This is a genomic window from Pseudomonas sp. LTJR-52, from assembly GCF_003691465.1.
In the GTDB taxonomy this organism is placed as follows: domain Bacteria; phylum Pseudomonadota; class Gammaproteobacteria; order Pseudomonadales; family Pseudomonadaceae; genus Chryseomonas; species Chryseomonas luteola.
Genome location: NZ_CP033105.1, coordinates 1,065,065 through 1,079,184, shown reverse-complemented (window position 1 = coordinate 1,079,184; position 14,120 = coordinate 1,065,065). Strand labels below are relative to the sequence as shown.

Below are 14,120 nucleotides of genomic sequence, written 5' to 3'. Positions count from 1 at the left end.
AATAAAAATCGGTTTTTTTATATTATCCATTCCTCTTGGGAATGGATAATACTTGGTTGCGCTCATTAGAGAGTTTTGTTAACCGCTCTTGATATAGCTGCAAGGCAGAGGATTACCTTATCCAGGCTTGGAAGGTAGCGGATGGAGACATCTACGATGCCTCCATCCGGTTAGTCATTACCGGAACGGTATCACTACTGCTTTTTAGGTGCGACACTTGCCTCATTGAGTATTTTAGCCAACACCCGTTGAGTAAAGGGTTTTGCCAGCTTTGGTAGTGCTGTATCTGTATAAGAAGACAGATCGACATAACCACTCATAAGCAGGATTGGCAAATCAGGCCTTTCACTTCTTACCATTTCGGCTAGTCGCGTCCCGCTTATCTCCGGCATGACCAGATCAGTTAGCAGGACATCAAGGCGAGGCTCCTGCCTTAAGATTTCCAATGCGGCAGTACCTGTGGCAGCACTGAGCACGGTGTGACCGAGATCTTCCAGCATCGCTACGGTATTTCTCAGAACAAGCGTGTCGTCATCCACCACAAGGATTTTTAACGATTTGTCTGACGGTTCGGCGCTGTTTAAGCCCTTATCAATAGCGAGAGCGGGCTGATTGATGATGAACTCCACTTCAGCTGTAGGGAGCCATAATTCAATCGTTGTACCCTGCCCTTGTTTACTGTTAATCAGAAGTTGTCCCCCCGATTGCTCAGCCAACCCCAGCGCCATGGAGAGCCCCAAGCCTGTGCCCTTGCCAACGGCCTTTGTTGTGAAAAAGGGCTCGGTAGCTCTGGCTTGGGTTTCTTTATCCATGCCTTCTCCCGTGTCGGTTACAGAAAGGCAGACATAGCGACCAGGCTTTAAACGGCTGAGGGAAGCATGGTTTATGCTCCGCTCTATGGCGGTAAGGCTAATCGTACCGCCCTCTGGCATAGCATCTCTTGCGTTTACCACAAGATTCAACAGAACCATTTCCAGCTGATGACCATCCACGTAAGCTTTGGACAACGTGAGGGGAAAGTGGATGTCAATCTGAGTACCATCCCCTACCGAGCGCTCAAATAATTGACTCATACCGCGAATAAGGTCCGGCACATCAACAGCTGCGGGGCTAAGTTGCTGTTTGCGAGCAAAGCCTAGCAAACGTTGCGTGAGGTTAGCTCCACGCTCAGCCCCAAGCAGAGCGTTTTCGATCAGCGCAAGCCCTTTAGGATCATTTACCAGGCGTTTGCGCAAAAGCTCAAGATTACCCATGACCACCGCCAATAGATTGTTGAAGTCATGCGCGACGCCACCCGTTAGTTGGCCTATGGCTTCCATTTTCTGGGACTGCCGCAAAGCCTCTTCAACCCGTTTACGCTCGGTAATATTGATAAGGCCGCCTAAAACATACAGGAAGGCGCCTTGTTCATCTTGCTCGATGCGTGCAGAGACCAATACGTCCAGAACCTCATCTGCACGAGTAACTACCCGGCACTCAAGATCCTTAATCTCACCTGTTTGGAACAGACCTGGCCAGTCATGCTTGATGAATTTACGTGCCGAGGCTTCCGTCATAAAGTGACTCAGAGGCTGGCCAATCACATCCTTTCGCTCATAATCAAGCAACGTCAGCCAAGCCTCACTCACCGACTCAAGTCGCCCGTCATCATCCAGGGAATAAAGTGGAAGCGGCGTTTTTTTGTAAAGCGATCGGAAGCGGGCCTCGCTTAATCGGAGTAAGTCGGCTTCCCGCTGCGCCATAAAGGCAACACGCTTATCGTACATAGCGGCAATTAATGCCAAAAAAAGGATAAGTAGCGTTGAAGCAGAAACAGCAATAGCAAGCGTAACCTGATCAACGTTGTCGTAATAATGAGTCATGCCAGAGGGCATAGTGACGTTAAAACTTGCCCCATGCATCGCTGTGTAATGCATACCAGATATAGCGATGCCCATGGCAAGTGCAGCTAGCATTCTTGCCAACAGTCGATTCGTCCTTCTGGAAAGCCACAGCGAAACGACAGACGCACCTATGGCTATCAGAATCGAAACGCCTACCCAAAACGGATCGTTATCGATGCTTCCAGGCATGTCCATTGCTGCCATGCCTAGATAATGCATACTGGCAATGCCTAACCCCATAAACAGACCGCTCGCTAACAGACCTGCTTTGGATTTGATGTGATTGGCTGACAGAAAGCTGACGCTTGTTACAGCGACTGGGACAAGTAGCGATATAACCGTTAGATAGACGTCGTACTGCATTGGCATTTCCGGCATCTCAAACGCTAGCATGCCGACAAAATGCATCGCCCAAACGCCACCCCCCAAGGCGGTCGCTGCTGTTAATAGCCAGTAATGACGTGCCCATCCCATTGCGGTACGCGCACGTCCAGCAAGGTCTAAAGCAGTAAAGCCTGCAGTTATGGCAATAAGAATCGAAAGACAGACAAGAACAACATTGTAGGAACCATGCATCTTTGGATAGATCTCTTACTCCGGGCAAATGACTTTCCACTAATATGGTCATTGCTTGAGATAAGGAACGCTTTTCTGTCACTCCCTTGATCAAAGCCCTAAAATTTTGATCAGATGCAAGATCTGTTCCCCGGTGCTGAAGGATTGGAATTTCCGGCTTTTCAGTAGTCTATTCTGCTGCTTTTTTAGCTAACTGTATTACTGCTGTCCGAGCCTGCCCGCCTTTAATTAAGAAACCTATCTTAAAAGGCGATCTGTCAAACTTCTGAACAGAGGCCAGAGATAACAGTCCGTTACAAGTGGATTAATCAATCTTAGTAGCTGGCTAGCCGCGACGGACGAACTGCGTATCCGATTTGAGCGCAGGCTTGATATTCCCGAGCACTCTATCTCTAGTCTGCAGCATCAGCCGGGTGTGCTCATCAGAAAGGCTTTGTTAGTCGCTCTAAATATTCCGGGATAACTATCAAATAATCGCACGAACCGTTTAGCGCTTTTCTGCTCTGTCCTCATCTCCAAGGTGGAGCCTGCTTTGTGAACATACTGATTACGGGCGCCTCGGGCTCTGGTACAACAACGCTGGGTGTCGCACTGGCCACACATCTGCATGGCGTGGCCCTGGATGCAGATAGCTATTACTGGTTATCCACTGAAACACCCTATACCCACCAGCGACGCGACAAGTCCGAGCGTAATGCGTTGTTGATTAAAGACATGCAGGCCAGTGAGACGATGATTATTTCCGGCTCGATCATGAACTACGGGGACTCCCTCGAAAACCTGTTCGACCTGACTGTGTTTCTTTACCTGCCCGCTGAAATCCGCATACCTCGCCTCAAGGCACGGGAGGAAGCCCGTTTCGGCTCAGCCAGCCCCGAGTTTCTGGACTGGGCTGCTCAATACGATAGTGGTCCCGCGGTTGGGAGCAGGAGCCTTGCTAACCATACCGTCTGGCTGTGCCAGCGTACCTGCCCGGTGCTTAGGCTGGAAGGTGATATGACCGTGGAGGCACGCGTAAGGTGTGTTGTGGCTGAACTCAAGCGACTGGCCCTTCTACCCCACCCATAAAAAAGCCCGCACAAGGCGGGCTTTTTGTCTGTCAGTGATCAGGCGGCCACAGAAGCGGCCTCTTTCAGCGAGGCCATATCGATCACGAAACGGTACTTCACGTCCCCCTTGAGCATGCGCTCATAGGCTTCGTTGATGTCCTGCATCTTGATCATTTCGATGTCGGAGACGATATTGTGCTTGGCACAGAAATCCAGCATTTCCTGGGTCTCGGCAATTCCGCCAATCAGCGATCCGGCAATCTGACGACGCTTGAAGATCAGATTGAACACTTCGGGAGACGGATGCGGCTCAGCGGGCGCGCCCACTAACGTCATGGTGCCATCACGCTTGAGCAGAGAAATGAACGCGTCCAGGTTGTGCGAGGCAGCTACGCAGTTGAGGATGAAATCAAAGCTGTTCAGGTGTGCATTCATCTCGTCCTGATTTTTCGACACTACCACTTCGTCAGCACCCAGTCTCAGCGCGTCGTCCTTTTTGTTGGGCGAGGTCGTGAACAGTACGACATGGGCCCCCATTGCATGGGCAATCTTGACCGCCATGTGACCCAGGCCGCCCAGACCAACGACACCGACCTTTTTGCCCGGACCGACCTTCCAGTGACTAAGTGGCGAGTAAGTTGTAATACCGGCGCACAGGAGCGGCGCAACGGCAGCCAGATTTTCGGTATGGGTGATCTTCAGAACAAACTTTTCGCTGACGACGATATTGTCGGAGTAACCGCCATAGGTATTCTCGCCGCCAAAGACCGGCCCGTTATAGGTACCGACGAAACCGTTCTCGCAATACTGTTCCAGCCCTTCATTGCAGGAAGAGCATTGCTGACAGCTGTCGACCATGCACCCTACGCCAGCCAGATCGCCTACCTTGAAACGGGTCACATGATCACCAACCGCTACGATACGGCCAACGATTTCATGTCCCGGTACTGACGGGTATAGCGTGTTCTTCCATTCATTACGCGCAGTGTGCAGGTCCGAATGGCAGACGCCGCAGTACAGGATATCGATCTGTACATCGTGTGGGCCTACATCACGCCGGTCGAAATTGTACGGTACCAGTGGATCCTGAGGGGAATGAGCGGCATAGCCCTGAGACTTGATCATGCTTATCGTCCTCTTGCAGAAGGCCGTAACGGCCAGAAAAAGGCAGGAAACAGTGGACTCGTTTCCACCGGCAAAGTTACCGTGCCCCTATCGGGTCCTGGCGCGCCTTGATGCAAACGCCACCACCCACTTTAGCAAGAAGGACATGACCGCATGACAACCCCTATCATTTTCGACACCGATCCGGGCATTGATGACGCCCAGGCCATTGCCATCATCATGGCTGATCCGGGCATCGAAGTGGTTGGCCTGACCACCACCTTCGGCAATGTCTCGATCGAAACGGCTACGCGCAATGCATTATCGCTTGTCGAGCTGGCGGGTCAGGACATTCCTGTGGCCCAAGGCATGGGTACTCCGCTGGAAAAAACGCCTCACCCTGTTCCCGCCCATGTGCATGGCGATGACGGCCTGGGCAACCTGAACCTGCCCGCCCCGACGCGTCAGGCGGTGCCCCAGAGTGCGGCCGAGTTCATTGTCGAGGAAACTCGCAAGCGTCCCGGCGAGATCACCCTGGTGGCTGTCGGCCCGCTGGGTAATCTGGCTAAGGCCCTGGAGCTTGATCCAAAGGTTATCCACCGCGTAAAGCAGGTGATCGTCATGGGCGGCTCGATCCGTGAGGGCGGCAACGTCACGCCACTGGCGGAAGCCAACATGTTTTCCGACCCGCATGCAGCCGCCCGCGTCATGACGGCTGGCTGGCCGCTCACGCTGGTAGGCCTGGACGTTACCCACCGCACCTGCCTTGATCCGTTGCGCATGCAGCGCATCACCGAAGCGCACCGCACCCTGGGTCCGCTCTTGGCCCATAGTTACGCCTTTTACGCCAAGTTCTACAAATCGGCCCTGGGCATAGACGGCTGTACACCCCATGACAGCTGCGCCGTAGCGTTCCTGCGTCATCCGGAGTGGTTCCAGACCGTACGCGGCCACCTGAACGTGATAACCGAGGGGCTTGCCGAAGGCCAGACCGTATTTGCACCCGAAGGCCGCCAGTTCGTAGGAGACCGGTGGAGCCAGTCACCTCTCGTCGACGTGTGCATGGGCATCGATGGCGAAGCAGTCGTGCACTGGATGGAAGAGGTCCTGACAGCCAACACCTAAGCCCGGCCATGGCGCTACGGCTCATTTCGTAGCGCCCGCATGATGGGTGGCGCACAGCGATACCCATCGCCTCTACCGCCACAGCTTTTTTCTGCTCAAGCATTGCCGTAGTTCTCACTTTTCAGGCTCAACCACTGCAGACAGCCGCTTGCGTGGCCCTCGCTGGAACTAACGCAAAGCGGCTGTCTTCCAAGCGACATCATTATGTGAAGGGGAGTACACCATGCGCCAATGGTTAGCCATCCTGTTTACAGCCTTGGCCCTGGCAGGACTCGGCGGGTGTAATGACCAGCCTGAGGACCACCGCAAGGAGGCTGCTGAACACGCGCAAAAGGCCAAGGAGCATGAAGCCGCCGGTAATCAGCAGGCAGCCGATGCCGAGCGTGCCGCCGCGGCAGAAGCCGATCATGCCGCGCGCCTTGAGGAAGCTGAAAAAGATCCTCAGAAAGAAGGTAATGCCGAATCACCGCGTTAAGCCTTCCAGGCTGACTCACGTAATAACCTGTCTTAAAACCGACCGTGACAGCCCCCACACGGTCGGTTTGCACAAATAGACAAAAAATTTCGGATAAACCTTCCATATCCTCCGGAACCCTTTGTTTTCAGGGGGATCAAGACAATTTAAAAGCTAAAAAACACGCCTGGATACAATCTCCTGATGGCTCAGTGCCGCTTGTTCATAATTCTGTAACATATTTGTCGCTTTAATTTCACGTACACAAACTAGCTTCTGCCTCACTTAACAGCCAGACATGCCTAGGAGGCATCGTGTACGCCACTCGCACTTTCCGTCTTGCCGCTCTTCTGTCTGCTCTCTGCCTGAGCACGGTCGCTCATGCCACAGACGTTACAGGCGCCGGTTCCAGCTTCGTCTACCCGGTACTGTCGAAGTGGTCTCAGGCTTACAGCCAGAAAACCCAAAACCGTATTAACTACCAGTCCATTGGTTCGGGCGGCGGTATTGCCCAGATCAAGGCGGGCACGGTTGATTTCGGTGCCTCCGATGCCCCGCTGAGCACTGACGATCTGCAAAAGTCAGGTCTGGGTCAGTTCCCCAGCGTGATCGGCGGTATCGTACCGGTCGTCAACGTGGAAGGTATTGCGCCCGGCCAGTTGAAGCTGGACGGCGAAACCCTGGCCAAGATTTTCATGGGTACCATCAAGACCTGGAACGACCCGGCCATCGCCGCGCTGAACCCGGACCTGAAGCTGCCTTCGGCCAACATCACCGTCGTACACCGCTCCGACGGCTCGGGCACCTCCTACAACTTTACCAACTACCTGGCTAAGGTTAGCCCTGAGTGGAAGGAAAAGGTCAACTTCGGCACCACCATCAACTGGCCGACCGGTGTAGGTGGCAAGGGTAACGAAGGGGTTTCTGCTTATATTAAGCAGATCAAGAACTCCATCGGCTACGTGGAATACGCCTATGCCCTGCAAAACAAGATGTCCCATGCTCAGCTGAAAAACGCGGCAGGCACCTTTGTTGAGCCGAACGCGAAGAGCTTCCAGGCCGCTGCTGATACCGCAGACTGGGGCGCTTCCAAAGACTTCAACCTGTTGATGACCAACGCGCCAGGTGCCGACGCGTGGCCAATCACTGCCACGACGTGGGTGATCATGTACAAGGAGCCGAAGAATGCTGAGCGTAGCAAGGTAGCCTTCGACTTCTTCAAGTGGTCCCTGGAAAATGGCCAGAAAGATGCCGCAGCCCTGGACTATGTCCCGCTACCGGACTCTCTGGTTGAGAAAATCGAGGCGTATTGGGCATCTGACTTCAAGAGCTGATTCCCCTCTGCCCTCCCCGTGCACCCTGCCCCGATCTTCGAGGCGGGGTGCATTGCTAAGGATCCTTTAAAATGCCCGCAATACCCTACACGACCGCCAATCGGGAACAACGGGAGCGCCGCGCCAGACGCGATACGCGCCATGACCGCTGGTTCCGTATTATTTTGTTGACCGCTGCGCTTCTTGTCTTGTCCGTCATGCTGGGCGCTGCGATTTCTACGCTTTGGGGCGGTCGCCTGGCCTTTTCTACTTTTGGCTGGTCCTTTCTGACCAGTAGTGAATGGGACGTGGTCAACGGACGCTTCGGCGCACTCGTACCGATTTACGGCACTCTTGTAACTTCCCTGATTGCACTGATCCTGGCCGTACCGGTCAGCTTTGGTATCGCGCTGTTTTTAAGCGAGATCGCACCACCATGGCTGCGTACGCCGGTTGCGTCCGCGGTTGAACTGCTTGCGGGTATTCCCTCGATCATCTACGGCATGTGGGGCCTGTTCATATTCGGCCCGTTCATGGCGGAATACCTTGCACCTTGGATCAATGATTACTTGGGCGCCATTCCCGTTATCGGCGGCCTGTTTCAGGGTCCAGCCTTGGGTATCGGCATGCTGAGCGCCGGCATTATTCTGGCGATCATGATTCTGCCCTTCATCACCTCGGTGATGTATGAAGTCTTCCGTACCGTTCCACAACAGCTGAAAGAGTCGGCCTATGCCTTGGGCTCAACGACGTGGGAAGTGTGCTGGGACATCGTTCTGCCTTACACACGCTCAGCGGTAGTAGGCGGTATTTTTCTGGGCCTGGGACGCGCGCTTGGGGAAACCATGGCCGTAACCTTTGTACTGGGCAACTCGCACCAGCTGTCTATGTCGCTAATGATGCCCAGCAGTTCTATTGCCTCGGTTATCGCCAATGAATTCAACGAGGCCTACACTGATTTGCATCGCTCCTCGCTGATCGCTCTGGGCTTCTTGCTGTTCGTCGTCACGTTCATCGTGCTGATGCTGGCCCGTCTCATGTTGGCGCGTATGTCGCGCCGGGCAGGTAACTGATGGCCGTTAATGAAAACCTTTATCGCGCACGCAAGATCAAGAACGCCATTGCCATGGCGCTCAGCAGCGCGGCGGCGATCATCGGCCTTGGCTGGCTGGTCTGGATTCTGGCCACTACCCTGATCAAGGGTGGTAGTGCGCTGAGCCTGACGCTCTTCACCGAAATGACTCCTCCACCAGGCGCCGAAGGGGGCTTGGCCAACGCCTTGTATGGCAGCGTGCTGATCAGCCTGCTTGCCCTGGCCATTGGTGCGCCCATCGGCATCCTGGCCGGCCTATGGCTGGCCGAGTTTGCCCGTAACTCCAAACTGGGCACCGTGATTCGTTTCGTGAACGATATTCTGCTGTCGGCGCCGTCCATCGTAATCGGCCTGTTCGTCTATACGGCTGTCGTGATTCCGATGAACCATTACACCAATGGGTCGATCAGTTTCTCCGGCTTTGCCGGTGGGCTGGCGCTGGCCATGCTGGTGGTCCCGGTGGTGACCCGTACCACGGACGAAATGCTTCAGTTGCAGCCTGCGTCTCTGCGCGAGGCGGCACTGGCTTTGGGTATTCCGCAGTGGAAAGTCACTATTGAAATCCTGCTACGTGCAGCCAAGGCTGGCGTAGTAACAGGCGTACTACTGTCCATGGCGCGTATCACCGGTGAAACGGCGCCGCTGCTGTTTACCGCCTTTGGCAATCAGTTCTGGAACTCTAACCTACTCAAGCCAATGGCAAGCGTGCCGGTCACCATCTTCCAGTTCGCCATGAGCCCCTTCGAAAGCTGGCAGGCCCTGGCATGGGCAGGTGCGCTGTTGCTGACTATCTTTGTCCTGGTCCTGAGTCTTCTATCCCGTTTCGTCTTCTCCCGTAATAAAGGTGCCCAATGAGCAATCTTCAGACGCATATGCCAGAAATCTGCGCGCGCAACGTTGGGTTCCAGTACAAGAACCATATCGCGCTGAAATCCATCAATCTGGATATCCCGGCCAACAAGATCACTGCGATCATTGGCCCATCCGGCTGCGGCAAGTCCACGCTTCTGCGTATCTTCAACCGCATCTATGCCGAATACCCCAATCAGAAGGCTACCGGCGAGATCCTGCTTGATGGCGAGAACATCCTCGATCCCAAGTATTCGCTGAGCCGCCTGCGCAGCACCGTGGGCATGGTATTCCAAAAGCCGGTGCCCTTCCCGATGTCGATCTTCGACAACGTGGCCTATGGCATCCGCCATCACGAGAAACTGTCGCGCGTCGAAATGAACGATCGCGTAGAGCAGGCCCTTCGCGGCGCAGCATTGTGGGATGAGGTGAAGGACAAGCTCCAGCAGAGCGCCTTGGGTCTTTCCGGTGGTCAGCAGCAGCGCCTGTGTATCGCTCGGACCATTGCCCTGCGTCCCCGCGTACTGCTACTGGACGAACCCACGTCAGCGCTCGACCCAATCTCAACCATGAAGATTGAACAGCTGATCACGGACCTGAAAGAGCAGTTCACTGTTGTGATCGTGACCCACAACATGCAACAGGCCGCCCGCTGCTCGGATATCACTGCGTTTATGTACCTGGGTGAATTGATCGAAGTGGGGTCGACAGACCTGATCTTTACCAAGCCTAAGCAAAAGCAGACCGAAGACTACATCACCGGACGGTTCGGTTGATGTAACGCAACAGCACGCCACGCCTCGCTTATGGATCTTGAACGAGGCGTGGCGCCTCTATAGATCGCCCCCCTTTACGTTGTACCGCCCTCCCTGCACTATCTCTTGCTCCCCATTACGAGAAGAGATGATTCACATGCTCTCACCTGAGCAATTCTTAAGCTTTCTGGCCGTAGCCCTTTTGATCACCGCCTCGCCGGGTCCAGACAATTTGATGGTCCTGGGTATTGGCGTCTCCAAAGGACGACTGCGCGGCATGGTATTTGGCTTTGGCTGCGCACTCGGCTGTCTGGCGCATACCGCCTTGGCTGCGCTGGGCGTCAGTGCGCTGATTGCCGCCTCGGCCACGGCCTTCACTGCCCTCAAGATTGCCGGCGGGCTCTACCTGATATGGCTTGGTATCCAGGCACTGCGCAGTACCGGGCAGACGCGTATCAACAATGATGTTCAGATTGATGAGTCGCTGAGCAAGCTGTTCTTCAAAGGTCTGTTCGCCAATGCAATCAATCCAAAAGTCGTGCTGTTCTTCCTGTCCTTTCTGCCGCAGTTCGTGATTGCCGAACAGGGTCATGCCAGTCTGCAAATCCTGCAGCTGGGCGTACTGTTCACACTTCAGGCGGCGGTGCTGTTTGGTCTGTTGGGGTACTTCTCGGGCGCAGCTGGGCAATGGCTGCAGCGAAAGCCTCGTATTGGGCTATGGCTCGATCGAATCGCAGGCGGTATTTTCGTTGCGCTGGGTGTGCGTCTGATCGTTTCACGCTGATAGGCAGGCGGGGCCAAGCGGGCCCCGCCATGCGATGTTTACTGCCCGCCCAGCGCGAAGTTGGGCAACTCGCCTACAGGTCTGGCGAAGCGGAAAGGAATGGACACCAGCGCATCCCCCTCGCCCTGCTGAACCACGAAATGCAGGTGCGGCCCGGTACTGCGTCCGGTATTGCCTGACTGTGCCAGGGGTGTGCCTGTCGTAACCTTCTGCCCTTCCCTTACGACAACCGAGCCACGCTTGAGATGCAGATAGGCACTCTGCGTACCATCATCATGCTGGATACGAACAAAGTTGCCTGATGGACTCGGTCCATGCCCGAACTGGCGATTCTGGATCTCGATAACAGTACCGCTACGCGCCGCTACGACGGGCGTGCCTTCAGGCATGGCGACATCCACGGCATAACGGCCTTTGGGCGTATGGTGGCTGAAGTCACCGTTCGCGCCCTGGCTGATGAAGAACGGACCGCCCTGCCAGGGCAAGGAATAGGCGTAGCCGGCTGTAATACTGGCCAAACTGTTGGGGTTGCCCAGCCCGCCGCCACTGCCTGGTGCGAAATGAGGAGAAAAGCTGAACGCCTGGTCATAGTGCATCGGGAAGCCCTGCTGACGTTTCTGTAGCGTGGCTACACGAAGCTGACTATTGGCTGGGACCGTCTGGCGAATCACGCCATTACCAACCCCGCCTACATTGACAGTACGGCTCAAGCGCACCGTCACCGTTACGGGTACGTCCATATCATTGCGGACTTCCAGCGCTTTGCCTGCTTTGGTGTTCAATGTCAGGAGACGAACACCGCCCTTACGCTTGGCACGAGGCTTTTCCGTGAGGCTCGTTTGATCAGCCTTGCTGATCAGGGAGGTTTCCTTGCTTTGCTCTGCCATGGCCCACGTGGGCGAGGCCAGCAGCCATGAAGTCAACAAAGCTGAACACAAATAGCGCATGCTGTGATCCGTCACTCGGTAAGGTCTGTACCCACGCTTGATTGGGCGGGCGAAGGGTCGCCGATTGCATGGCGTGATCGGCCTATGATCCAGAGTGAGGAGGTTGAGTTCCAGCGCACACTTTCAAAGTGAGAGGCAAATCAAACTTCCTGATAGCGACCTGACACCAGGCCTTACCATCTATCGGCTCTATGGTGCCTAGCCCAGCTCAGGTAGACCATTCATCGGTCAGTAAGCAGGTGGCCGATCTCTTCATTTCGGATTGATCTTTAAGGTTTGTTACTTATGACCAAATGCTCATAGCAATGACCTGACCAAGCATTTTGACTTTCTATACTGAAAACAGGCCGCACCTCTCGCAGCGGCCTGCTGCGGAGGACCTACAACGTTTCGCCGATAGCGTCCTTCGGCGAAAGTGAGGTGTGTCATGATCAATCACGTTTGGGGCCTTCTGGCCCATCCTGATCGTGAATGGAAGCAGATCGATAACGAGAGGGAGTCAGTTTCCCATGCGTATGCGCATCACATCCTCTGGTTGGCTGCGATTCCAGCAGTCTGCGCCTTTATTGGCACGACCCAACTGGGTTGGAGCTTTGGCGGTAACCATCTTCTTCGCCTGTCACCCTGGACAGCCTTCACGATAGGGGTAATGTCCTACGCCTTGATGCTGGGTGCCGTTTACGTGATGGGCAGTGTGATTCACTGGCTGGCACGGCGCTATCCTGACCGGCCCAGCAAGGAACGCTGCGTAGTCTTTGCAGGTTACATTGCTACGCCTATGTTTTTAAGCGGCCTTGTTGCGCTTTATCCGCTGGTCTGGTTGTGTGCATTGGTCGGGATTGCCGGGCTCTGCTATACCGCCTACCTGCTCTATGTAGGTATCCCGAACTTTCTGAATATCGATCGCCGTGAAGGCTTCATCATGTCGGGCTCGACACTGGCCATTGGCGTGCTCGTGCTGGAACTGCTGATGGCGATGACCGTATTGCTTTGGGGTTACGGTCTGCAATTTGGCTAATCCATGTGCACCGCTCCTAAAGTCGGAGCGGTGCACACCTTTTTATCGCAAGTGACAAGCAATACATCACTGAACTACACCATGTAATTCAATGTGATCTGAGCATAGGGATCGAATTCAAGCTCAGACAATACGAGTTCGTAATCCGGGATAATCAAGACTTTCATCGTGTCCCTATGAAAAAAACAGCCCCGGTCTTTCAACGGTAGACACTGCCGCTCTGCAGGCCCAGGTTTCAGCCATAGACCGGTTAGTTATCTGGCAAGCCCTTAGCGCAGCGATGCCTTACAAACCCTGTATCCGGTCTCCAGCCTTGATGGCATGCCGCTCGAACCAGCCTTGATTCATCTCTAATGCTCTTTCGACTTTGGCAGGAGCACAGTGGACGGTTTCACTCAGTGGCTCCATATCCTGTATTTCAAGAATACGCCCCCGTTCGTCCACAAATGCAACCGAAAGCGGCAATGGAGTATCCCGCATCCAGAAACAGGCTTTCCTGGGTTGATCGAATACAAACAACATGCCTTGTGTGTCGGGCAGGTGCGTGCGTTGCATAAGACCCTGTTGGCGTTTTTCAGCCGTGTCGGCCACTTCAACCGTTACGGCATGTCCCCCTACCTTTATTGGTCGTACTTCTAACGACTGCGCATAACCCGACCCGGCAGCGATTGCCCCTGTCAGCCCAATAACGCCGGCCGCTACCCATGAGCACAACGATGATTGGGGCATATGGCGAGCCCTTTCCTTTGTGTAATGAAAGAAACCTAAGCGAATCGCCTGGGCTACTTAAATCCCGCGGACCGGGATCAGGTCGATTAAAGGTTATGTCCTGGCAATAAGAATAGCATTTGACTCCTTGGTACTGCCGTCCCACCCGGTTCCTTCACCGTTGAAGAAAGACCATGAGCAGTAAACAAGATACTCATAAAATTAAGGGCTTATAGTGTAAGTGCAGTCCAGCATTGACCAACCAACTATGGCAGCCGTTACCAAGGCTCCACTGCAATAATCACCCAGCCAGTGCCAATAAAATTGCTGTGTATATAACCGGCCCGATTAGCTCAACCTGTGTTCTGATTACAAGAGCTGTTAGCTTATATGCAGATGCAGAGCCAAATATGGAAAGTAGATGGCATCACAACATTATCAATGCGCGATGCCATCATGGAG

The 14,120-nt window shown here is 54.3% G+C and carries 13 protein-coding genes; 9 read left to right on the top strand and 4 right to left on the bottom strand.

Annotation, left to right across the window (positions count from 1 at the left end; translation table 11 throughout):
* Positions 1-194 precede the first annotated feature (194 nt).
* Complete coding sequence (locus EAW52_RS04920; protein WP_122041625.1) at positions 195-2,459, bottom strand: MHYT domain-containing protein; 2,265 nt, start codon at positions 2,457-2,459, stop codon at positions 195-197.
* 534 nt (positions 2,460-2,993) lie between these two features.
* On the opposite strand from EAW52_RS04920, the gene EAW52_RS04915 reads away from it, so the two are divergent.
* Positions 2,994-3,527, top strand: a complete 534-nt coding sequence (locus EAW52_RS04915; RefSeq protein ID WP_122041624.1) for an AAA family ATPase — start codon at positions 2,994-2,996, stop codon at positions 3,525-3,527.
* Positions 3,528-3,565: 38 nt separating this feature from the next.
* On the opposite strand, the gene EAW52_RS04910 is transcribed toward EAW52_RS04915, so the two are convergent.
* A complete protein-coding gene (locus tag EAW52_RS04910; protein ID WP_122041623.1) occupies positions 3,566-4,633 on the bottom strand; it encodes an NAD(P)-dependent alcohol dehydrogenase in 1,068 nt (355 codons plus the stop codon).
* A gap of 153 nt (positions 4,634-4,786) precedes the next feature.
* On the opposite strand from EAW52_RS04910, the gene EAW52_RS04905 reads away from it, so the two are divergent.
* The 7 genes from EAW52_RS04905 (at position 4,787) to EAW52_RS04875 (ending at position 10,985) form a co-directional block, all read left to right on the top strand.
* Positions 4,787-5,737: a nucleoside hydrolase gene (locus tag EAW52_RS04905; RefSeq protein ID WP_122041622.1), complete on the top strand. Its 951-nt coding sequence runs from the start codon at positions 4,787-4,789 to the stop codon at positions 5,735-5,737.
* Positions 5,738-5,960: 223 nt separating this feature from the next.
* Positions 5,961-6,212: a hypothetical protein gene (locus EAW52_RS04900; RefSeq protein WP_122041621.1), complete on the top strand. Its 252-nt coding sequence runs from the start codon at positions 5,961-5,963 to the stop codon at positions 6,210-6,212.
* Positions 6,213-6,505: 293 nt separating this feature from the next.
* Positions 6,506-7,525, top strand: a complete 1,020-nt coding sequence (gene pstS / locus EAW52_RS04895) for a phosphate ABC transporter substrate-binding protein PstS (RefSeq protein WP_010795785.1) — start codon at positions 6,506-6,508, stop codon at positions 7,523-7,525.
* 71 nt (positions 7,526-7,596) lie between these two features.
* A complete protein-coding gene (gene pstC / locus EAW52_RS04890; RefSeq protein WP_122041620.1) occupies positions 7,597-8,577 on the top strand; it encodes a phosphate ABC transporter permease subunit PstC in 981 nt (326 codons plus the stop codon).
* Positions 8,577-9,452: a phosphate ABC transporter permease PstA gene (gene pstA / locus EAW52_RS04885; RefSeq protein WP_122041619.1), complete on the top strand. Its 876-nt coding sequence runs from the start codon at positions 8,577-8,579 to the stop codon at positions 9,450-9,452. The genes pstC and pstA overlap by 1 nt, the downstream gene beginning before the upstream one ends.
* Positions 9,449-10,222, top strand: a complete 774-nt coding sequence (gene pstB / locus EAW52_RS04880; protein ID WP_010795788.1) for a phosphate ABC transporter ATP-binding protein PstB — start codon at positions 9,449-9,451, stop codon at positions 10,220-10,222. The genes pstA and pstB overlap by 4 nt, the downstream gene beginning before the upstream one ends.
* 127 nt (positions 10,223-10,349) lie before the next feature.
* Positions 10,350-10,985, top strand: coding sequence for a LysE family translocator (locus EAW52_RS04875; RefSeq protein WP_122041618.1), 636 nt, complete (start codon positions 10,350-10,352; stop codon positions 10,983-10,985).
* Between the two features lie 38 nt (positions 10,986-11,023).
* Here EAW52_RS04875 and EAW52_RS04870 read toward each other — a convergent pair whose 3' ends face one another.
* Positions 11,024-11,932: a M23 family metallopeptidase gene (locus EAW52_RS04870; protein ID WP_010795790.1), complete on the bottom strand. Its 909-nt coding sequence runs from the start codon at positions 11,930-11,932 to the stop codon at positions 11,024-11,026.
* A gap of 427 nt (positions 11,933-12,359) precedes the next feature.
* On the opposite strand from EAW52_RS04870, the gene EAW52_RS04865 reads away from it, so the two are divergent.
* Positions 12,360-12,950: a Yip1 family protein gene (locus tag EAW52_RS04865; RefSeq protein ID WP_122041617.1), complete on the top strand. Its 591-nt coding sequence runs from the start codon at positions 12,360-12,362 to the stop codon at positions 12,948-12,950.
* 285 nt (positions 12,951-13,235) lie between these two features.
* Here EAW52_RS04865 and EAW52_RS04860 read toward each other — a convergent pair whose 3' ends face one another.
* Positions 13,236-13,679, bottom strand: coding sequence for a DUF192 domain-containing protein (locus tag EAW52_RS04860; protein WP_122041616.1), 444 nt, complete (start codon positions 13,677-13,679; stop codon positions 13,236-13,238).
* Between the last annotated feature and the right edge of the window lie 441 nt (positions 13,680-14,120).